Origin of the sequence: Loktanella sp. F6476L (assembly GCF_023015725.1) — a bacterium.
GTDB lineage: Bacteria > Pseudomonadota > Alphaproteobacteria > Rhodobacterales > Rhodobacteraceae > Yoonia.
In genome coordinates this window covers 671,296-692,311 of record NZ_JALKAR010000001.1, presented here as the reverse complement: position 1 = coordinate 692,311, position 21,016 = coordinate 671,296, and the positions used below count along the sequence as shown (strand labels likewise).

The following is a 21,016-nucleotide window of genomic DNA, read 5'->3' as shown; positions in this document are numbered from 1 at the left end:
GAATTCAGGAGGTGTGATGGGACGCATGGAAAGCAACGATAGTCACCAAGTCAGCTATCGCTGGTCCATCATTATGGACGGCGGCCAAACCATCGCTTTTGAAGGTGGTAACACAGCTGGTGCTGCAAAATTCGTAGATGAAGTGCAGCGGTTTCATCTCACCGGCGAGAAACCGAAGGAAGTGCGAAACTACCGGTTTCCCACGCACAACCATTCAACCGCGTTAGCCGCGGATATCCTTGTCGATATATCCAAAGTTCAACTTGTTTTGCGGGAAACACTGCCGCTAACCTTGTCGGCCCCTTGACCGTTTGAGGTTGACGCGTCACATGGTGCGTTATGACAAAGATTGCATTGATCACTGGGGCCTCTCGTGGGCTTGGCGCAGCGCTTGCCGAAGAATTGGCTGCTACCCATCATGTTGTGGCCGTTGGTAAGACAACTGGTGCGCTGGAAGAATTGGATGACCGTATCCAAGCAGCGGGGGGTGTATCGACACTGGCCCCAATGGACATCACGGTCGAGGCCGCGATGCAGCAGTTGTGCCGTTCGATCTATGACCGCTGGGGTAAACTGGACCTTTGGGTACACACAGCCGTTCATGCCGCCCCTCTTGCGCCTGCTGGCCATATCGGCCCCAAAGATTTCGATAAATCGGTTTTGACCAACATCACCGCAACGGCCCGCCTGATCGGGTACATCAGCCCATTGCTTGGGACTGAAGGACGTGCGCTGTTCTTTGACGATCCCAAAGCTGGCAATGCGTTCTTTGGCGCTTATGGTGCAACGAAGGGCGCACAGGTCGCGTTGGCGCGCAGTTGGCAGGCTGAAAGTGCCAAAACCGGCCCGGTCGTCAAAATTCTATCGCCCGCAGCCATGCCAACCGCAACGCGGGCACGGTTTCATCCAGGCGAAGACAGATCCACGCTGGCCAGCCCGGCAAGCGAAGCAAAACGTCTCTTGGGTGATATCCTGTCATGACAAACCCGACGCTGACCGACATTGTTGGCAGCGTCACAACGCATTCTGCACCAGACAACATGGCCACAGCGATCATCGCGATCGATGGCTGCGGTGGCGCGGGCAAAACAACTTTAGCCGATCGCTTGGCAACGCGCCTTGATGCGCAAGTGATCCATACCGATGATTTTGCAAGTTGGGACAACCCGCTGAATTGGCACGACAGGTTAATCGAGCAAGTGCTGCAGCCGCTTCATGCTAATACCGCCGCCCGATACCAACGCTTCGATTGGTCAACGAACCGTCTGGCGGAATGGCAAAGCGTCCCGGTACAACCTTTCGTCATCCTTGAAGGTGTGAGCAGCGCACGGATCGCTTTCCGGCAATTCCTATCATGCGCTATCTTCGTCGACACTCCGCCCGACATATGCCTGCAACGCGGCCTAGCGCGCGACGGTGCAGATGCGGCCCCACTTTGGCGAGATTGGCAAGCTGCCGAAGCCGCATACCTCGTCTCGGACACCCCACAAGATTTCGCCGATCTTAAAATCGACGGCACCCAATCCATCCCCAAATAACACGCGCCGTCTGAGTCTCAGCCGCAACATTGCAAAAATGACGCTATCCCCTTCTTGTCCACTGCGAAAACCTCGCTTACGAACAAAACAACAAAGGGGCGCAGATGCGTATTTTAATCACAAATGACGATGGCATTAACGCCCCGGGACTGAGAGCCTTGGAAGCCATTGCAACAGAAGTTGCTGGTCCCAACGGCGAGGTCTGGGTCGTTGCCCCTGCGCTGGAACAGTCCGGCGTCGGCCATTGCATCAATTACACCCGCCCGACCATGATCACAGAAATCGCGCCGCGCCGCTTCGCGGTCGAAGGTGCGCCTGCGGACTGCGTGCTGGTTGGCCTGTATGAAATTATGAAATCGGCAAAACCGGACTTGATCTTGTCTGGCGTCAATCGCGGCAATAACGCGGGTGAAAACACGCTCTACTCCGGCACCATCGGCGCCTGCATGGAAGCGGCTTTGCAAGGCTACAACGCAATTGCGCTGTCGCAATATTATGGTCCTGACAATGCCCATCTCGACGATCCATTCGAAGCCGCAGCACAACACGGCGCCCCCCTAATCAAGAAACTGATCGCTCAGGGCGTCTGGGACAATGCTGATTACCGCCTGTTATATAACCTGAATTTCCCACCAGTGCCCGCCGCTGATGTAAAGGGCCACAAAGTCGTCGCCCAAGGCTATCGCCCCAACACCCGTTTTTCAGTCGAACCCCAAACGTCACCGTCCGGCCGCCGCTATGCGTGGATCAAAGGTGGTAGCCAGCGCGAAATGACGGCTGAGGGCACTGATGTGCGCGCCAATCTCGAAGGCTACATTTCGATCACGCCGATGCGGGTTGATCTGACAGCCTACGACGTTCTGGATCAGCTAAAGGGTCAGTTGGATTGATGATCGACCCTGACATCAAAATGCAGTTTCTTTTCGCGTTGCGATCCAAAGGCGTAACCGACGCACGCGTGTTGACCGTCATGGAACAGGTCGACCGCGCTGCCTTTTTGACGGGCTTGTTCAAAGAACGGGCATACGAAGATATGCCGCTGCCCATTGCCTGCGGCCAAACGATTAGCCAGCCGTCCATCGTCGGCTTGATGACCCAAGCGCTAAACGTGCAACCTCGCCACAAAGTTTTGGAAATCGGAACAGGGTCCGGCTATCAGGCCGCAATCCTCGCGAAATTGGCCCGTCGTGTTTACACAATTGACCGTTTCAAACGGCTTGTGACCGAAGCAATGTCCCAATTCGATGCCCAAAACATCAGCAATATCACCGCGATCGTCGCAGATGGCAGCCACGGGTTACCCGAACAGGCCCCCTTTGATCGCATATTGCTGACCGCAGCTGCAGAAGACCCACCCAGCACCCTCTTGGCGCAATTGCGGATTGGGGGTATCATGGTGTTGCCGGTCGGCCAGTCCGATACCGTGCAAAGCCTGATCCGTGTCAAAAAGACCGAAGACGGCTTGGACTATGAAGAATTACGTACCGTTCGTTTTGTGCCGCTTCTTGAAGGGCTCGGCCAAGACTGACGCAAAAGGCGAGACAGGGCAGAACCCCGGCAAACGGGGCGCCCGCATGAGGAGCAGAGATATGACCGCCATCAGGCGCAATGGGGTGCGACGCATCCTGATGACCACCGCAGCCCTTGCCGCATTGGCCGGCTGCGCGGAAAACCCATTTGAAGGGTTCGACTTTGACCTACGGGACTTGGGTGACGGGTTCGACACTTCTGAAGCGGTCGCGAATATTGCGCCACGCCCTGCCCCGGATGATCGCGGCGTTATTTCTTACCCCAACTACCAAGTCGTTTTGGCCAAACAAGATGACACGATCCGTACGATTGCGGGCCGCTTGGGCCTAAATGCGGCAACTTTGGCAACATTCAACGGCATTGATGCCGATGCCACGCTTCGCCGCGACGAAGTTATTGCACTACCTTCCCGTGTCACCGAACCGTCACCTGCAACAGGTGCAGCAACGACCGGCCCGATCCAACCGCTTGATGTTGCAGCGGTTGCGACGACCGCACTTGACCGTGCCGATGCAGCTGCGCCAGCAACACAAGCCACACCGCAAGCTGCCCCGGCCCGCCAATCCGGAGCAGAACCTGTCCGCTACCAAGTCGGTCGCGGGGACACCGCATTTACCATTGCACGGCAGTTCAACATTCCCGTCGCAAGCATCGCCGAATGGAATTCGCTTGGGCCTGACTTGGCCATCCGCGAAGGTCAGTTCTTGTTGATTCCGCAAAGCAGCACGCCAAGTCGTCCACAATCCGTGGCAGATGCGCCAGTCACTACACCGGGCACGGGTAGCCAAACGCCCGTACCACCAAGCGCCTCCGCACCGCTGCCAGATGAAGCCCCATCCGTTGCAGCACCCGCGCCGGAAGCACCGAACCTTGGCACACCGACGGCAACGCCGACACCAGCTCCTGCGGCGGCACCTGCCCCCGCACCAGCGGCAAGCAGCAATGCACAACTTGTCCGTCCGGTCGCAGGCACGATCATCCGCGCCTATGCCGCAGGCCGTAACGAAGGAATCGACATCGGGGTGCCAGCAGGCACAAGCGTGAAAGCAGCCGATGCAGGGTCAGTTGCCGCTGTGACCACTGACACGTCCGGGGTTGCGATTGTTGTGATCAAACACGCGGGCAATCTGCTGACCGTCTACACCAATCTCGCAGATCTGACCGTTGAAAAAGGCGACAGTGTTTCACGCGGTCAAGCCATCGCCAAAGTCGCAGCAGGCGATCCAAGCTTCCTGCACTTCGAAGTGCGGCGCGGCTTGCAATCTGTTGATCCGGCGGACTTTTTCTGAGTTTTCGCAAACATCTCACCGAGGCGCCCGTTGATCGGACGGGATGCCTCCGGCGGGGATATTTAGGACCAAAAGAATTAGGGCGTTGCGTTGTTAACCTAGCGTGACGCCCTTTCTACCTGCGAGATCAACGAAATACTGCCAAGCCACGCGGCCCGACCGTGATCCGCGTGTCGCTTGCCATTCGATAGCCTCTGCGCGCAGTGTATCGTCGTCAATAGTCACACCATGTGCGTCGCAGTATCCACGGATCATGGATAGATATTGATCTTGATCACAAGGATGAAACCCGAGCCACAGACCAAAACGGTCGGAAAGAGACACTTTCTCTTCCACGGCTTCCCCCGGCGTGATCGCAGTTGAGCGTTCGTTTTCAATCATATCGCGCGGCATTAAGTGACGTCTGTTGGACGTCGCATAGAGCACAACATTGTCCGGCCTGCCCGCGATGCCACCATCAAGGACCGCCTTCAACGATTTGTAGTGCGCGTCGTCATGGCTGAACGATAGATCATCGCAGAACATCAAGAAGCGTTGCGGCTGATCGCGCAGCATATCAAGACAGCGACCGATGCTTTCCATGTCCTCGCGCTGGACCTCAACGATCCGGAGGTCGGGGTAATCTTTGATCACCGCTCCATGGATTGCTTTGACAAGGCTGGATTTTCCCATGCCCCGTGCGCCCCAAAGCAACGCGTTGTTAGCCGGCATGCCCTTCGCGAACTGGATCGTGTTGGCCAGGAGCGTGTCCCGTGACCAGTCCACACCAATCAAAAGATCCAAATCAACACGGTTGACCTTGTCCACGGGCACCAATTGGTCTGGGTCGGTTTGCCAGACATAGGCGCTCGCGGCACTCAGATCAGGTGCAGGCAGCGGCGCGGGGGCGAGCCGTTCAAGCGCCTCCGCGATCCGCAACATCACGTCGTCGTTCATGGCTTTGGCTCGTCCGCAGCGTCAGCCAGATCGGCTTCTTCTTCGTCATCGTCGATGTCGTCGAACAGGCTTTCATCTTCGCCGATAATGCCTTCAGCACGCGCCGCTTTGTCTTTGCGTCGCTCTACGCCTGCCACCAAATGGATCGAGATTTCGTACAGCCCGAAGACCACCACAAACAGGATCAGTTGGGTGGTGACGTCCGGTGGCGTGACCAAAGCTGCGACAACAAGAATACCAACAATCGCGTATTTGCGGACGTTCCGCAGGCCACGCGATGACGCAAGGCCAGCCGTACCCATCAGCGTCAAAAGAACCGGAAGCTGGAAACAAATCCCAAAGGCCACGATCATTTTCAGCGTGATATCAAGGGTTTCGTTAACTTTGCCGTTGAAGACAATGTCAACGCCACTGTCGCTTGGCGGTGCTGCGAAGGCTGGCATTGCGCTTGTCCCGCCAGAGCCAGGCAGCAACAACGCGCCGTCCGCAGGAGGCGCAACTGCATCCGCCATGATCGCAGAAACGAACGATGGGAGGTCAGCAAACCCAAGGAAAAACGCCATGGCAAGCGGTACAACCACATAATGGGCAAAGGCCGCGCCGATCACAAAAAGTACGGGACTTGAGATGATAAATGGCAAGAACGCGTTCTTTTCGTTCTTGTAAAGACCGGGCGCCACAAAACGCCACAGCTGATACGCGATCACAGGGAACGATAGCGTTAGACCGCCCACGACCGAAATGCGGATCAATGTGAAAAAGTATTCCTGCGGCGCGGTGTATTGCATCACAGGGTTCTCATTACCCAAGGACCGCATCGTTTTCTCAATCGGGCCAAGCAAAAAGTCGAGTAACATGCTGCCAAACGAAAAGCACAGGACCATGGCGACCAAAAACGCGCCAACCGAATAGATAAGACGCTGCCGCAGCTCTGTCAGGTGTTCGATTAACGGCGCGGCGCTGCCGTCCATCTCGTTTTGGGTGCTCATGCTTCGCCCTCTTTTGGCGCGGTCGGTGCTTTGGTTTGGCCGACCTCAGGTGCGGCCGTTTCAGCGTCAGCTGCTTTCGCAGCCTCACGTTCTTTGCGGGCCTCTGCGGCCTGCGCCATGCCTGCGTCCATCTTTTCTTTGGCCGCCGCCCGTTCAGGCGACAAGGCTGCGGTCGCGGCAGTGATGCCTGACGCTTCTTTCAGTTTATCGACACCAAATGCCTTGGGGTTTGCAGCGGCTTTCAACCCCTTAGAGATATCGTTCACACCCGCGTCGTTGGCCGCATCATTCATCGCCTTCGAGAACTCGCGCGCCATGCCTTTGGCCTTGCCTGTGAACTCTCCCATTGTGCGGAACAGTTGCGGCAGGTCCTTGGGACCGATCACGATGAGGGCAACAATGCCCACCACCATCATTTCACTCCAGCCGAGGCCAAACATGTGCGATTACCTTATAGGGATCAGATATGGGCGACTTAGACTTTGTCTTGCTCTTCAGCAGGCGTCACGTCTTTGGCGTTGGCCATTTCGTCAGTGACTTCTTTGTCCGCGTCGTTCACGCCCTTTTTGAACGCAGTGATGCCTTTGCCCACTTCGCCCATCAGGCTGGATACTTTGCCACGGCCAAACAGGACCAAGACAACAACGGCGATCAGAAGGATGCCGGGGATACCGATGTTATTAAGCATGATGTTCTCCTTAGAGCCGGCCGTTCGGCCCGCGTAAATCTGTCATTGATTGACAGATAGGGGGCAAAGTGCCGCGATGGAAGTGGGAAAACACAAGATAAAACCCCTTTTTAGCAAGGGCATGATGTTATTTGTGACAAATACTTGTCAGTTGTCAGTTTTTTGTCAAAATGAGCCGATTAATAAGGAATCAAAGATGCGACGCGCCGACCGCCTGATGGCACTTGTTCAAATCCTCAGAGATGGGGCGCTACACCGCGCCGGCGATCTGGCTGCCGCCGTCGATGTCAGTCTGCGGACGATATATCGCGACATGGAAACGCTCGCCGCATCTGGGGTGCCAATCGAAGGTGAACGTGGCGTGGGTTATCATGTGACGGCTGCGATCACCCTGCCCCCGCTGAACCTGACCATGACGGAATTAGAGGCGTTGCATATGGGATTGATGGCTGTCGGCGGCGGCAATGATACAGAGCTTGCGACGGCAGCGAACACATTGACCCAAAAACTGGACGCGGTGATGCCAGAGGACCGGTCACGCAGCCCTGCCCCCTTTAGTTTTGCGATCTACCCTTTTGCGGATGCCGCGAAGGGGTTCCAGCATTTGCCGCAAATCAGGCAGGCCATTCGGGCCCGCCAAAAACTGCTTCTGTCTATAGGAGGTCACCACAGGACCGTCAGGCCGCTCCAACTGGATTATTGGGGGCGGCTTTGGACTTGCGTTGTCTGGTGCGAAACGACTAAGGGCTTCGATGATCTCCGCGTGGATCAAATCACGGACATGCGTATTCTACCGAGCCTTTTCGTAGATGAACCTGAAAAGTCCTACACAGCATATTTAGCCCAACGGAAATAACCGCGGGGACAAAATTCGGCAAAACCCGAACCGGTTAACCAATCAGTGCTTTGCGCAACATGTTCAGCGCCACGAGGATCAAGAACACGCCAAAGACCTTCTTGAGCGGCTTAGGGTCCATCTTATGGGCCAATGCAGCCCCCCAAGGCGCAGTGATCAACGTCATCGCAATCACGAGCGCGAAAGCCACAAGATTAACCGCCCCGATCGTCAACGGCGGGGTTGGGACCGCCGACATATTAGCGAGCAAGAACCCGATCACGGACGGCACGGCGATGATCACACCAAATCCTGCCGCCGTGGCCACGGCGCGGTGAATAGCGACGCCATACAGTGACATCACGGGGACGCCGAACGACCCGCCACCGATCCCCATAAGCACTGACAAAAATCCCAGCAGCGGCGAAAGCACTGCACGTGCTGGCCCCACAGGCATCTCCGGACCTAGGCGCCATGATGCGCGTCCAAAGGCCATATAGGCCCCGACAATAATCGCGAGCACACCGAAGATGGCTTGCAAGGCACCAGACCGCAGTGATGTCGCGATGCTAACTCCGATGACCGCGCCGATCACGATACCGGGCAGCCAACCCTTTAGAATTTGAAGGTCTACGGCACCCTTTTTGTGATGCGCCAACCCGGACCGGACCGACGTCACGATGATCGTCGCCAGCGATGTGCCCAAACACAATTGCATCAGCTGCGGGCTGTCGTAACCAAGGGCGCTGAATGCATAGAAAAACGCAGGGACCAGCACGATGCCGCCCCCGACCCCCAACAGGCCCGCCAAGATACCGGCAAAGGCACCAATGATCAAAATCAAACCGACCATCGGCAACAAAAGTGAGAGTTCAGGCATTATGCGGCTTCTTTCGTAATAAAGGACAAAGCATCAAGCAGGACCTGCGCATCAGCCCCGTCGCGGTGCGCGTTCTCGGACAGATAGCGCCGCCACATGCGTGCGCCAGGGCGGGCTTGGAACATGCCAAGCATATGACGTGTGACTTGGTTCAGGCGACCGCCTTGCGCGATATGATCCGTGATATACGGCACCATTTCGTGCACGACGTCTTCAGCGGACTTCGCGGCGTCGGCACCGTAGATAAGACGATCCGCGTTTAACAGCACGTCAGACGGCGTGTGATACGCGGATCGCCCGATCATCACGCCGTCCAGCCCCGCGTCCAGAAAGCCAAGTGCTGCGTCCAAATCGGTAATCCCACCATTGATGGACAGATGAAGATGCGGGAACAACCCTTTCATTTCATGTACCAATTCGTAATCAAGTGGCGGCACATCGCGGTTCTCTTTCGGGGACAAACCTTGCAGCCATGCTTTGCGCGCGTGAATCGTAAATCGATCGACGCCAGCGGCACTGACCCGCGCCAAAAAGTCGGGCAAAACCTTGGCCGGATCTTGATCGTCCACACCGATCCGACATTTGACGGTCACAGGCAAATCGGACGCGTCCTGCATTGCTTTCACACAGGTCGCAACGACGTCAGGACTTTCCATCAGTATCGCGCCAAAAGAACCGGATTGCACCCTGTCGGACGGGCAACCGCAGTTCAAATTGACCTCGTCATAGCCGTATTCGGCGGCAATGGCGGTCGCCTGCGCCAATTGCGCAGGATCAGACCCGCCAAGCTGCAGCGCCACAGGATGTTCGGCGGCATGAAAGCCAAGCAGCCGATCACGATCACCATGAACAATCGCAGGTGCCGTCACCATTTCGGTATAAAGCAGCGTCTGCTTTGACATCAACCGGTGCAAATAACGGCAATGCCTGTCCGTCCAGTCCATCATCGGGGCGACGGACAAACGTGCGGCGCTTCTGACTTTGTCTACACTCATGTGACATATCCCAATCGCAGCCCCTCCGGGCCGAGTTCGGGTTCGGGTTAGCCCATACCGCTTTGAAAGAAAAGCCATGCAGCGTTGGCCTTGCGGTGCTTGCTTAAGATGGATCGAAAAACGCTGCGTTCTGTTCTGCGACATCCCGCAACAACGCTAGAACTGCCCTTGTATGATCTCGTGCAATTTCTCTGGCCGGCGCTTTGTCTTGCGCAACCATCGCATCAAATAGTCCGGTATGCTCTGCATGGAGGGTGCTTAGCCGTTCAGGATCATTCAAAGAAATCACCCGCAAACGATCTAGCTGTGCCTTCTCGTCATGCAAAACCTGCGCCGCACGCGGGAAACCCGTGCCGTCTGCAATCAACCCGTGAAAAGCATCGTCGAGATTGTGAAACCCAAGATGGTCGCCATCCACAATCGCCGCCGCCTGCCCCGCAAGGTTTTCAGCGATCGCCGCCCGCACATCAGTAGGCATACCTAATTCAACGATGCGGGTGACATTGGCGATCTCGAGCGCCTCTCTTAGAAATTGTGCCTCTTGCAGTTTTGCTGCGTTTAGCTTGGTGACAAAGCTACCGCGACTTGGCCGCGTTTCAACCAAATGCAAGGCGCGCAGTTGTGCAAGCGCTTCGCGGACAGGCGTTCTGCTGACACCCAACTGAGTTCCGATTTCAGGTTCTGACAAGGCCTGACCTGGCACCAGCCGCATCGACAGGATCGCATCTTTGAGAATCGCGAATACCTGCGGACCCGCCGCCAAAGCGGGATCAACACACGCGGGTGTCAGCGCCGTCAAGGCAGGCGGAGCGGAAGGATCATCATCAGACATGCTATGTGGTATACCGGTATACCGGCGCTTTACAATGGTCGCCCGCTTCCGTTACGTTTCGTAACAGGCGAAGGAATGGAGCAAGACGCAATGATGAACGCAGTGCTGATCGGTTTGGGGATGGTTGCCGAAACGCACGTACGCGCCATTGCGGCTGCTCCGGATGTGACCTTGCGCGGTATCTACGGACGCAACACTGAAAAAGCGGTTGCTTTTGCACAGGAAATGACACCGGTGCTGGAAGGCCCGCCCAAGGTCTACGACACAGTGGCTGACATCGCTTCGGACCCAGACGTCGATTTCGTCATTGTTTGCACACCGCCTAATGCCCGCCTTGATCTGGTGACCGCATGCGCAAAAGCCGGTAAGCCGATCTTGATGGAAAAACCAGTGGCCGTTGATACCGAAACAGCCTCAACCATCGTGAAAATCTGCGAAGATGTATCCGTACCGCTTGGTATCGTTTTTCAACACAGAGTACGGGAAAGCACGGCTGATCTGGCAAAACGCCTGCGTGGCGGTGCGATGGGCGACATCGCCATCGTGGAAATATCGGTGCCGTGGTGGCGGGATCAGTCCTATTACGATGAACCCGGACGCGGCACATATGCGCGTGACGGTGGTGGCGTTTTGATGTCCCAAGCGATCCACACCTTGGACCTCGCGCTTTCTTTGATTGGCCCGATTGAGACCGTCCAAGCCACCATCAGAACTACCGCACTGCATGACTTGGAATCCGAAGATTATGTGACCGCGGGCCTTGATCTGGCGTCTGGCGCTGTCGGATCGCTCGTTGCCAGCACGGCCAGTTTTCCAGGGCAGCCCGAGTCTATCACCCTGCACTGTGCACATGCGTCCGCGACGCTGACAGGCGGACAAGTGACCGTGCAATGGCGTGACGGTACGACCGAAGTCACCGGCGAAAAGGCCGACACGGGCGGTGGCGCGGACCCGATGGCCTTCACCTTCGCGTGGCATCAGGCGATTATCTCTGATTTTGCACAGGCCGTGCGTGACGGCAAAGCCCCGATTGCCAGCGGTCGCGCCAGCCTTCAGGTCCACTATTTGATCGATGCGATCGTCCAGTCGTCACATGAAAAGCGGTCGGTTCGCGTTCAGAAAGCTCCGTGAATGACGAAACCATTAAAATTCGCCGCGATTGGAATCGATCATCGTCATATTTTTGGCATGTCAGAAAGCATGATCGAGGTCGGTGCAGAATTCGTCGGATGGTGGACCGCAGGGTCCCCGCCCCCGCTAGACGGTTTTATCAAACGATTTCCGGACGTGCCGCGGGTAACGGATGTAGAGACGCAGTTAGCTGATCCGTCAATTGATTTGGTCCTGATTTCTTGCGTGCCTGCTGATCGGGCCGCATTTGCTGTGCGTGCCATGCGGGCGGGCAAAGACGTTATGACCGACAAACCGGGATGCACAACGTTGGACCAACTCGACGCGATCAAGACAGCCCAAAAAGCGACCGGTCGGATTTGGTCGGTGAATTTTTCTGAACGTTTCGAAGTCGCCTCCATGACCCGCGCCGCTGACCTGGTCGCCGCTGGGGCCATTGGGAAAGTTACCCAGACAACCGGACTGGGGCCACATCGGTTGAATGCAGCAACGCGACCTGACTGGTTTTGGGAACGAGACCGTTACGGAGGCATTCTATGCGATATCGGGTCGCACCAGATCGATCAGTTTCTGTTTTTGACGGGCCAAACCGACGCTGAAATAAAGCGCGCCTATACCGCGAATTATGCGAACCCTAACCATCCCGAACTTGAAGACTATGGCGAAATCGTCCTTCAAGCAGGTGACGCGCATGGGTTCATCAGGGTCGACTGGTATACACCCGATGCTTTGCCGACATGGGGCGACGGGCGGCTGACCATTCTTGGCACCGAAGGGTATATTGAGCTGCGCAAATACGTGGACGTCGCCCGCGATGAAACGGGCGATCACCTGTATTTGGTCAACGGCGACCGCTGTGAAAAGATTGATTGCAGCGATGCGGGGCGTCCCTATTTCGCGCGCCTGTCCGATGATATCCGGAACCGTACAGATACGGCGGTTCCGCAAGCGCATACCTTCAAAGCGATGGAACTTGCGATCAAAGCGCAGATGCTGGCCGAGGAGGCTAAATGATCACGGTCGCAATTCTTGGCGCGGGGATCGGTCGCGAGCATCTTGATGGCTATCACGCCTTGCCGGACCTATTCGAGGTCAAGACACTTTGCGATCTTGATCGCGCGCGCGCATCAGAAGTGGTGGGCGAAGAACCGATAACCATCACCGATAACCTCAGCTCGGTGCTCGCTGATCCCCGTATCGATCTGGTGGATGTCTGTTTGCCGCCACACCTGCATTACCCGGTCACAATGCAGGTCTTGAAGGCTGGTAAACATGCGATTTGCGAAAAGCCGTTGGTGTCATCCCTTGCGGATGCAGATAGTTTAATATCCACCTCCAATACATTGAATAAGAACGTTTATCCGGTATTTCAGTACCGCTACGGACGCGCGATGTCGCAGGTCCAAGCGTTGCGTGATGCCGGCCTTCTGGGCACGCCTTATGCCGCATCCATTGAGACCCATTGGTGCCGCCGCGCCGATTATTATGCAATCGATTGGCGTGGGACATGGGCAGGCGAAAACGGCGGCGCAGTTCTAGGCCATGCAATCCATAACCACGATCTGATCACAGCACTGATGGGGCCAATTCAAAGCCTTTCAGCATTTACGACAACGCGCGTAAACTCAATAGAAACAGAAGATTGCGCGTCGATCTCAATGCAAATGATGAATGGCGCTTTAGTCACATCGTCAATTACCCTTGGGGCGGCGGATGATACTACACGGCTTAAGTTGACCTTCTCGGGCGTCACTATCACCAGTGGCACGGCCCCTTATGCGCCGGCGACGGACACATGGACCTTCACCGCACGCGATCCCGCACTTCAAACAGCCGTTGATGACGTCATCAATAGCGTGGGTGATGTGCCGCAAGGATTTACAGGTTTTCTTTCTGCCATCGCAGCTGACCTCAACCAACAGCCAGCCGAAGCGGTGACCCTAGCCGACGGTCGCCAATCGATTGAACTGGTTGCTGCGATTTACCACGCCGCGCGGACCGGAACTGTTGTCACCCTCCCTTTGACCGAAGACCACCCGCTTTATGCGGGTTGGCACCCCTCGAAAGATTCGTAAGACATGAAACAAACTTGGCGCTGGTTCGGACCACACGACACGATCACAACTGCGGATATGCGGCAATGCGGTGTGCAGGGGGTCGTTTCGGCCCTGCATCACATCGCCCCCGGCAAAGTATGGCTGCAGGATGAAATCAAAACACGACAAGCCCAGATCAGCACGTTCCCCAACGGGACCGCATCGGGCCTAGCTTGGGATGTCGTGGAAAGCCTGCCTGTTTCCGAAACCATCAAGACAAAGGGGCCTGACTACACCAGCCATATCGCCAACTACATCGAAAGCCTGCGCAACATCGCGGCCTGCGGCATATCGGTCGTGTGTTACAATTTCATGCCGATCCTTGACTGGACACGGACCGATCTGCGTCGCCGGATGGATCATGGTGGCAATGCTATGTCGTTCAACCTGATCGATTTTGTCGCCTTCGATCTTCATATCCTGAAACGCGCGACAGCGGCGGACGACTATAGCGCGGAAATCCTTTCGCAGGCGGCCCAACGGTATTCCGAAATTGGCGCCGATGGGGCGTTACAGCTGCAAAACAACATCATTGCTGGTCTGCCCGGTGCCAACGACACATGGACCTTACAACAAGTTCGCGACAACCTTGCGACCTATGCACAAATTGACGCGGCTAAGCTTTACAGCAACATGATCGACTTTCTTGCAGAAGTGGCCCCCGTCGCCCAAGATCTTGGTATTCGTCTGTGCTGTCATCCTGACGATCCGCCCTTCCCCCTGCTAGGCCTACCACGGATCATGTCGACGCAAGCGGACTACGCCAAACTGATCCAAGACGTTGATGTTGCCGCCAACGGGATCACGTTCTGTTCAGGATCGTTGGGTGTTGATCCGAATTTTGACGGTCCGGCCTTTATCCGCGCGCTTGGACATCGCATCCATTTTGTCCATCTACGCAATACGACACGCGAAAAGCCCAATGACGGCAAGCGTACAAGTTTCCACGAAGCCGCCCACCTCGAAGGCGACACAGATATGGTCGCGGTGATCCAAGCGCTTGTGGCGGAGGAAGCGCAACGTCGTGAGACTAGTCGAGACGATCACGAAATCCCGATGCGTCCCGATCATGGCCAAGACATTCTGGACGACCTGACAAAGGACAGCATGCCGGGTTACCCGTTGATCGGTCGGATGCGAGGGCTGGCAGAACTACGCGGGATTATGGCCGCAACGCTGCACGCCCAAAGATAGGAATTCGTTAACTTTTTCGGGATACGGTTTGTTGGCAAGGAGAGCAGCTATGGACCTATCCCGCAATCGATCACCACTAGATGCGCACACGACCGAACCGCACAATCCGAACTGGCGTTGCGTGAATAACCACACAGTTGCAGTGCAACGATCAGACGATTTGCACCCTCAATCTGCTTTACTGTGGAGGTTTATGTTATGCTTCAGCATCGTTTTCTGGGTGGGCGTAGGGCTGCTGGCATTCGGCTAACGAAAGGCTGCGAACTCGCAGCGACGGCGATAAGCTGAATGTTTGTCTTCTGTTCCTCAACATGTGATCCAACCACACGGGCAGGAATTTCTTGTAGGTTCTTGATCACAAACGCTTCCGTTTTCCCGCGTAGTATTCTAGTATTTCAAACTGAAAATACGTTGAATCGACCAAAGCAAGGAAGCGCCAAATGACTGATTTTCCGGTAATCGAAGCAGGCGAGAATGTGACGCGTCAAGTGCTCGCGGATCATCCTGATTTGATGGTTGTCGCTTTTGGCTTTGGTGCAAAAGGCGCCGAGGGCGCGTTGCACAATCACCCACATGTTCAATCAACATTTGTTGAAAGCGGTCGGTTTCGGTTTTCCGTAGATGGTGTCGAGACGGAAGTTGGTCCGGGCGACAGCTTTGTGATCCCGTCGAATGCTGTGCATGGCTGTGTCTGTCTTGAACCGGGCCGTCTGGTCGATTGTTTCACGCCGCGACGCGATGATTTTCTTTAAGTTCTGCGGCTACTTACGTAACCCCACACAATCCAACTGCCAGAACGCATCGCGCATGATGACGGTGCCGCGATACTTGGCGTTATCTTCGATCAGATAGACCTGAAACGCTTTTTCAGGAATGCGTAGCGACGGTCGTCGAAAGCCCAAATCACCGGCCTCGACAAATCCAGAGCCGCGGTAATATTTGGGGTTTCCTTCCAAAAAGACCATACCTGCCCCTGCGCCCCGCGCTGCTTGAATACCAGCGGCGACCAGTGCTTTTCCAATTCCATGGCCTTGGTGTTCAGGCAGAATGCCCAGCGGCGATAACGTGTAGACATCGACCATTTGCCCATCCGCGTCCAACCATGTGTGCGACAACACGACATGCCCGACAATACGGCCTTCGTTTTCTGCGACGATCGAAAGCGTTGGCAGCGCCCCTTTCAGCGAACGCAAGGCCGATACAAGATCGACAATCGGTTCATCGGACCCAAATGCTTCGGTATGCAAAAATGCAACCGCCCCAAAGTCCGATTGGACTTCAGGGCGGATGATCACATTTTCTGGCGTCGCCATTAGCTGAACAACATGCCACCGTTGATGTCGATGTTCGTGCCCGTCATGAACGCGCTGTCATCACATGCGAGGAACAGAACCAAGTTCGCGATATCGTCTGGCAGACCCTGACGGCGCACTGGCGCAGATGCTTCCAGACCGCGACGTGCTGCGTCTGGTGTGTGCACGTTGTGGAAATCTGTGTCGATCATGCCTGGGCAAATTGCGTTGACGCGTGTTTTTGGACCCAGTTCTTTGGCCAGACCACGTGTCATTGTCATCACCGCACCTTTGGAAGATGCGTAAGCCACCGAACCCGGACCACCGCCATCACGACCAGCTTGGCTGGCAAGGTTCACAATGGCGCTGTTCTCGGACATGTGCGGCAAGCACGCCTTGATCATCAAGAAAATGCTTTTCAGGTTGAGGTCCATGACCGCATCCCAATGGGCAACTTCCATATCAAGGATCGTTTTACGCGCAATCAGACCGCCTGTGTTGTTCACCAGAACGTCGACGCCGCCGAATTCGGCAACGGTCTTTTCGACCAGCGCGTTCACGCCCGCCTCGGATGACAGATCGCCTTGCAGCGCAAACGCTTTACCGCCCGCGGCAGTGATTTCGGCCACAGCCTCATCCGCGCCTTTGCTGGATGAAAAGTAGTTGATCGCAACATTCGCGCCTGCTTTTGCGAGCATCTTCACGCAAGCCAGACCGATATCGCGGCCACCGCCTGTGACGATAACTGTTTTCCCTTGAAGTTTCATGCGTAATTTTCCTTCTTATTACGTCGCGCCGGCTTATCTGCCGACATCGAAAGTTTTTGGAACGACCACTTTGAAACTGCGGTCGTCGGCATCTGTGAAATAAAGATCGCAGTCGTAGCCTTGGTCATCCAAGAAGCTGAACACCCGTTTGGGGTCATTCAGCGAATATGGAACAAGCAGGGTCGCGATGCGGTGACGAATGGCTTTCGGGAACTTGGCGTGCAGACATGTGCTGACGGGCAAGCCTTCGATTTCGGACGGGTCGACATTCGGGAAACCCGTTTCTTGGGTGATTTCAGGCGTGCCCGCTTCGGACCACAAGAACTGACCGTAGAACCCCGCCTTTTCGCCAGTGTAGCGGAACGTGGTATCGCCCAGATGCATTGGCGCATTCGCATGCAGTAGCCAGTCGATTTCGACCGGTTCTGACGCATCAATGCTATCCACCATCACGAAATAGCTGTCGTTGACGAAATAGACGTCGCGCTTCACCGCAGTCACTTCGGGTGAAAGCGACTGATAGGCCTCTGTTGCATCACCTTGAATGAAGATGTGATCGTCGTTTGTCTCGCAGGTCGTAATCTGGCCCTTCGACCGCATCGCCTGGACTTTGTCCTTGCCGGCGTACTGGCCCTTACCGTTGATCAGGATCGCGTTCTTGGAATGCGTTTGACGCCGCCAGTTCTGGTGCATCGTCGAATTGAATGCGACGTAATAGCCAGACTGGATCGCAAGGTCTTCGCCGTAGCCTGCAAGACAGAACGCGTTCTGGTCGCCATGGCTGTGGCTAATGGAGCCGTAGGGCGATGACTTCATCACGAACTGGATATGCTCATCGGGATTTTGCATCCGGCGCTGAATAGCTACCCAACCGATACCTTCGAAATGGCGCAACTGGTCGTCATCCGCAGGCGGCACCGCTTCGATGATCGGGAAGTCGGTTTGATAGGCAAGCTCATCAAAATTAAAGTCCCACCAACCCCAGTTGTAGAACATCTTTTCCGTGCCAGGGTTCGTGCGCTTAATTTCGTCGTAGTACCACTGATACGCGCCGTTACCCGTTACACCTGCATATTGACGCAGGTTGAAACCGATCTTGACCGCAGGCAAATCGCCCATGGTGCTGTCGTCGCCAAATGTCGCGCGCCGAGTGTCTGGGGATTTCGTATAGAGCGGAAAATCACCCGTCTTTTGGAAAAACGGACGGTCATAAAGGTTGATACCGGTGTAACCCTTCAGCAGGTTCGCCGCGTCAATCAGATAGGCCATACCGGTCATCCAATAGTGCGGCCCTTCCGCCCAACCACCATCGGTGTCGCCCCAAGGCGAATAAACGGTGAACAGGAATTCGACGGAATAGTTCAACCATTCTTCGGCTTCGTCGCAATGATCCAACAGCGCAATAGAGGCCGGGATCAGCACCGCAGACACCGCGCGTACGGCGTGGCTATCGAACGGGAACAATTGGATGTTAGCGTGCTTGATGAGGTGATCGGCAGTCTCGCGGGTCCGTGCCAGCAAAGCTTTCCGCACTGTTTCACGCTCATCTTCGTCCAACTCATTGTAGAGCCAGTCATAGCCCCACGCGAGCGCCACATTCACACGGAACGCCCATTCATCGGTGTAGCTGCGCGATGTCGTCCCTGCTGGATTCCATGCTGCGGCTGACAGCAACCATTCTTTCGCGCGGGCCAACATGGCAGCGTCTTCGGTGACCTGCCCACCAACGGCCAGATGCCGGATGGCGTAAAGCAATTCCTGACAGTCGATATAGGTCTGACGCCAAACAGGTGCCACGCGCTGGTGGTTCGGATAACCCGCAGGTTCAGGCATGATGTCGCGGTCCATCCACGGCAGGACAGATTCCTGATAGAAATGCGACCACGTACAATGGTCCGGATCTGTCGCTACATCCTTGCGGAATTGCGCCAAGCGATCGCCTGTGAGCCACATTCGGGGATGCGAGCGCGGTGCATCCTTGTACCGCGTCGCACGGGAGGCGAGTGGGGTCTCAGGCAATCCCTCGGCGACGGAAAAGGCGCGGTCCGAACTCCATGTCGATTTGGCCTCCCCCGTTTCTGGGTCACAAACTGCGTAGGACCAGACGTAATCGCCCGCAGGCAAAACCACGTCAGGCGTAAAGAAATTCAACGCAATATGCGGAAATGTAAGGGTATGTTTCGCGGGGTACTTTGTATCTTTCGAGACGCGCAGCACATAAGTAGCTTCGTCTTCGATCTCTGGCAGCCATGAGAAACGCGGCGGGTTCTCGGCGACAGCGACACCACCTTGTGGGCCGTATTGAATGGTCAGACGACCCGTTTTAGGTTCGTCCAGTTTTGCAGCAGAGGCAGACATTTTTGTACTCTCAAAGTCAGAGGCGAATAAGATGGTGCGGCCCTCATGGGGCCACACCGATTAGCTTTGAAAAGGCTTAGCCGTACTGGCGGGCGTAAGCAGAGTTCATGACGTCCAGAACTTCTTGAAGACCCATGTCTTCCAATGTCTGCTGGTACGCATCCCAGTCTTCCATGACGTCGCCGTTGCCAAGGATCCAACCTTGCTGACGCTCGAGCATGTAGTCACGGATGGACGGCCAACGACGGTCATAAACGCGCTGCTCTTCAGCGTTGAATGCAACACCAAGGAACTGGTCTACGAGGTAGTCACCTTCGTCGTACAGCGCGATACCTTCGAGCGCGAACTCGTTCGACCACTGCTTTTCGTAGTTGTAGTCTTGGAAGTAACCACGCGCCTGAAGCTGGGACCCGACTTGGTAAAGCTGGTTGTTCACCGGCTCGCCGTTTGTCAGGAATTCTTCAGTGAAGGTCGGTTCACCGTCAACCATGGTGTACTGTTCGCCTTCGACCCCAAAGTTAGCCAAACGACGGCCTTCTTCGGTGAACCAGAAATCAAAGTACTTGATGGTTTCAACAGGATGATCGTTCGTGCCACCGATTGCCCAGCCATCTGGCTTGATCGGGATACGACGGTGCTCTTCCATACGCACGCCAGACACGGATGCAGGTGGTGCGATTGCTTTGAATTCAAAGCCTGGCACTTTTTCTTGCAGTGAAGAGTTGTAGCCAGATGTTGATGCGAACCAATCGTGTGTCATGCCACCAAGGTTCTCAGACAACAGATACTCACGCGAAGAAGACCCGCGTGTGAAGATTTCCGCGTCGATCAGGCCATCAGCGTACCAGCCAGCCAAACCAGCAATACCATCACGGTAGCCTTCGCCTGCATATGGGTGCTCGATCATGCCGTTGTTGACGTAGAAATCGTGGTATGTGTCAGAACCGGATGAACGGCCATCCCACAGTGTCACAAGGCGGATCAGCTCTGGCCACTGACGTGCAAAGTAAGGCACTTCGTCTGCCAGACCGTTGCCATTTGGATCGTCGTTCTTGAACGCACGCAGAACAGCTTCGACTTCTTCGACTGTTTCTGGTGCTTCTAGGCCAAGTGCGTCCAACCAATCTGTCCGCATGAAGTATGCACGACCGTATTTGCCGTCCGGCAGATATGGAATGTAGTACATGTTGCCATCAGCGGCAGAGATCGCGGATGCGATTTCAGGACGCTCTGCGAAGAACGCCTTCAGGTTTGGCGCATGTTCGTCGATCAAATCGTTCAGCGGCAGGAATGCGCCTTCTGGACCGTACTGGTTGACGAAGTCTTTCAGACGGCTGGATCCTACAATGTCAGGGATCGCACCGGATGCGAGCATCAGGTTCAGCGCCTCGGTTTTACCGTTGTTTTCAGACGTCCGTGTGTTCGCACCCACAGTGTCGTCAACAAGGCTAATCCCTGTCAGTTCGCTTGCTACTTTTTCGACAGGCCAGTCGCTGTCGTAACGTGGGTAACGTGCGTGGTTCATCTGGATGGTCAGTGCAAGCGGTTCCTCCACAATCCGCAAGTGACCGTCAGCAAATGCCGCCCCGCTCAGTGTTGTTCCGGCAAGCAATGCCGCCGTAAGTGTCAGTCTTTGCATAGTTTCCTCCCTTATGCGTTCTTCGTC

The 21,016-nt window shown here is 55.6% G+C and carries 23 protein-coding genes; 12 read left to right on the top strand and 11 right to left on the bottom strand.

What is annotated here, in order from left to right; all coding sequences use genetic code 11:
• The first annotated feature begins 16 nt into the window (after positions 1 to 16).
• The 6 genes from MWU61_RS03515 to MWU61_RS03490 all read left to right on the top strand — a co-directional run bounded on the left by MWU61_RS03515 (position 17) and on the right by MWU61_RS03490 (position 4,357).
• Positions 17 to 307, top strand: a complete 291-nt coding sequence (locus MWU61_RS03515; protein ID WP_247126863.1) for a hypothetical protein — start codon at positions 17 to 19, stop codon at positions 305 to 307.
• 32 nt (positions 308 to 339) lie between these two features.
• Positions 340 to 981, top strand: coding sequence for an SDR family NAD(P)-dependent oxidoreductase (locus MWU61_RS03510; protein WP_247126862.1), 642 nt, complete (start codon positions 340 to 342; stop codon positions 979 to 981).
• Positions 978 to 1,538, top strand: coding sequence for an AAA family ATPase (locus tag MWU61_RS03505; RefSeq protein WP_247126861.1), 561 nt, complete (start codon positions 978 to 980; stop codon positions 1,536 to 1,538). The genes MWU61_RS03510 and MWU61_RS03505 overlap by 4 nt, the downstream gene beginning before the upstream one ends.
• A gap of 104 nt (positions 1,539 to 1,642) precedes the next feature.
• Entirely contained in the window at positions 1,643 to 2,428 is a 786-nt protein-coding gene (gene surE / locus MWU61_RS03500; protein WP_247126860.1) for a 5'/3'-nucleotidase SurE, read from the top strand.
• Positions 2,428 to 3,066, top strand: coding sequence for a protein-L-isoaspartate(D-aspartate) O-methyltransferase (locus tag MWU61_RS03495; protein ID WP_247126859.1), 639 nt, complete (start codon positions 2,428 to 2,430; stop codon positions 3,064 to 3,066). The genes surE and MWU61_RS03495 overlap by 1 nt, the downstream gene beginning before the upstream one ends.
• Positions 3,067 to 3,127: 61 nt before the next feature.
• Complete coding sequence (locus MWU61_RS03490) at positions 3,128 to 4,357, top strand: M23 family metallopeptidase (RefSeq protein WP_247126858.1); 1,230 nt, start codon at positions 3,128 to 3,130, stop codon at positions 4,355 to 4,357.
• A gap of 93 nt (positions 4,358 to 4,450) precedes the next feature.
• Here the strand turns inward: MWU61_RS03490 and MWU61_RS03485 are convergent, their stop codons facing one another.
• Genes MWU61_RS03485 through tatA form a run of 4 tightly spaced genes read right to left on the bottom strand, consistent with a single transcriptional unit; the run spans position 4,451 to position 6,970 of the window.
• Positions 4,451 to 5,293 (bottom strand): ATP-binding protein, encoded by an 843-nt coding sequence (locus tag MWU61_RS03485; RefSeq protein ID WP_247126857.1) that lies wholly within the window; start codon positions 5,291 to 5,293, stop codon positions 4,451 to 4,453.
• A complete protein-coding gene (gene tatC / locus MWU61_RS03480; RefSeq protein WP_247126856.1) occupies positions 5,290 to 6,282 on the bottom strand; it encodes a twin-arginine translocase subunit TatC in 993 nt (330 codons plus the stop codon). The genes MWU61_RS03485 and tatC overlap by 4 nt, the downstream gene beginning before the upstream one ends.
• Positions 6,279 to 6,722, bottom strand: a complete 444-nt coding sequence (gene tatB / locus MWU61_RS03475) for a Sec-independent protein translocase protein TatB (RefSeq protein WP_247126855.1) — start codon at positions 6,720 to 6,722, stop codon at positions 6,279 to 6,281. Before tatB ends, tatC begins: the two co-directional genes overlap by 4 nt.
• A gap of 35 nt (positions 6,723 to 6,757) precedes the next feature.
• The gene (gene tatA, locus MWU61_RS03470; protein ID WP_247126854.1) at positions 6,758 to 6,970 is read right to left on the bottom strand and encodes a twin-arginine translocase TatA/TatE family subunit; all 213 of its coding nucleotides are present in this window, start codon (positions 6,968 to 6,970) and stop codon (positions 6,758 to 6,760) included.
• A 196-nt stretch (positions 6,971 to 7,166) separates the two neighbouring features.
• Between tatA and MWU61_RS03465 the strand changes: the two genes are divergently transcribed.
• The gene (locus MWU61_RS03465; protein ID WP_247126853.1) at positions 7,167 to 7,826 is read left to right on the top strand and encodes an HTH domain-containing protein; all 660 of its coding nucleotides are present in this window, start codon (positions 7,167 to 7,169) and stop codon (positions 7,824 to 7,826) included.
• Positions 7,827 to 7,860: 34 nt separating this feature from the next.
• Here the strand turns inward: MWU61_RS03465 and MWU61_RS03460 are convergent, their stop codons facing one another.
• The 3 genes from MWU61_RS03460 to MWU61_RS03450 form a co-directional block, all read right to left on the bottom strand.
• Complete coding sequence (locus MWU61_RS03460; protein WP_247126852.1) at positions 7,861 to 8,685, bottom strand: sulfite exporter TauE/SafE family protein; 825 nt, start codon at positions 8,683 to 8,685, stop codon at positions 7,861 to 7,863.
• Positions 8,685 to 9,680: a tRNA dihydrouridine(20/20a) synthase DusA gene (dusA, locus tag MWU61_RS03455; protein ID WP_247126851.1), complete on the bottom strand. Its 996-nt coding sequence runs from the start codon at positions 9,678 to 9,680 to the stop codon at positions 8,685 to 8,687. The genes MWU61_RS03460 and dusA overlap by 1 nt, the downstream gene beginning before the upstream one ends.
• A 103-nt stretch (positions 9,681 to 9,783) precedes the next feature.
• Positions 9,784 to 10,512 (bottom strand): GntR family transcriptional regulator, encoded by a 729-nt coding sequence (locus MWU61_RS03450; RefSeq protein WP_247126850.1) that lies wholly within the window; start codon positions 10,510 to 10,512, stop codon positions 9,784 to 9,786.
• Positions 10,513 to 10,515: 3 nt separating this feature from the next.
• On the opposite strand from MWU61_RS03450, the gene MWU61_RS03445 reads away from it, so the two are divergent.
• From MWU61_RS03445 to MWU61_RS03425, 5 genes are all read left to right on the top strand, one after another.
• Entirely contained in the window at positions 10,516 to 11,643 is a 1,128-nt protein-coding gene (locus MWU61_RS03445) for a Gfo/Idh/MocA family oxidoreductase (RefSeq protein WP_247126849.1), read from the top strand.
• The gene (locus MWU61_RS03440; protein ID WP_247126848.1) at positions 11,644 to 12,657 is read left to right on the top strand and encodes a Gfo/Idh/MocA family oxidoreductase; all 1,014 of its coding nucleotides are present in this window, start codon (positions 11,644 to 11,646) and stop codon (positions 12,655 to 12,657) included. It begins immediately after the preceding gene.
• Positions 12,654 to 13,718: a Gfo/Idh/MocA family oxidoreductase gene (locus MWU61_RS03435; RefSeq protein WP_247126847.1), complete on the top strand. Its 1,065-nt coding sequence runs from the start codon at positions 12,654 to 12,656 to the stop codon at positions 13,716 to 13,718. Before MWU61_RS03440 ends, MWU61_RS03435 begins: the two co-directional genes overlap by 4 nt.
• A gap of 3 nt (positions 13,719 to 13,721) precedes the next feature.
• Positions 13,722 to 14,933: a mannonate dehydratase gene (gene uxuA, locus MWU61_RS03430; protein WP_247126846.1), complete on the top strand. Its 1,212-nt coding sequence runs from the start codon at positions 13,722 to 13,724 to the stop codon at positions 14,931 to 14,933.
• Positions 14,934 to 15,373: 440 nt separating this feature from the next.
• Complete coding sequence (locus tag MWU61_RS03425; RefSeq protein ID WP_247126845.1) at positions 15,374 to 15,685, top strand: cupin domain-containing protein; 312 nt, start codon at positions 15,374 to 15,376, stop codon at positions 15,683 to 15,685.
• A 9-nt stretch (positions 15,686 to 15,694) separates the two neighbouring features.
• Here the strand turns inward: MWU61_RS03425 and MWU61_RS03420 are convergent, their stop codons facing one another.
• The 4 genes from MWU61_RS03420 to MWU61_RS03405 form a co-directional block, all read right to left on the bottom strand.
• Positions 15,695 to 16,246: an N-acetyltransferase gene (locus MWU61_RS03420; RefSeq protein ID WP_247126844.1), complete on the bottom strand. Its 552-nt coding sequence runs from the start codon at positions 16,244 to 16,246 to the stop codon at positions 15,695 to 15,697.
• Complete coding sequence (locus tag MWU61_RS03415) at positions 16,246 to 16,992, bottom strand: 3-oxoacyl-ACP reductase family protein (RefSeq protein ID WP_247126843.1); 747 nt, start codon at positions 16,990 to 16,992, stop codon at positions 16,246 to 16,248. Before MWU61_RS03415 ends, MWU61_RS03420 begins: the two co-directional genes overlap by 1 nt.
• 33 nt (positions 16,993 to 17,025) lie before the next feature.
• Entirely contained in the window at positions 17,026 to 19,350 is a 2,325-nt protein-coding gene (locus MWU61_RS03410; protein WP_247126842.1) for a DUF4962 domain-containing protein, read from the bottom strand.
• 76 nt (positions 19,351 to 19,426) lie between these two features.
• Positions 19,427 to 20,989, bottom strand: coding sequence for an extracellular solute-binding protein (locus tag MWU61_RS03405; protein WP_247126841.1), 1,563 nt, complete (start codon positions 20,987 to 20,989; stop codon positions 19,427 to 19,429).
• Positions 20,990 to 21,016 lie beyond the last annotated feature (27 nt).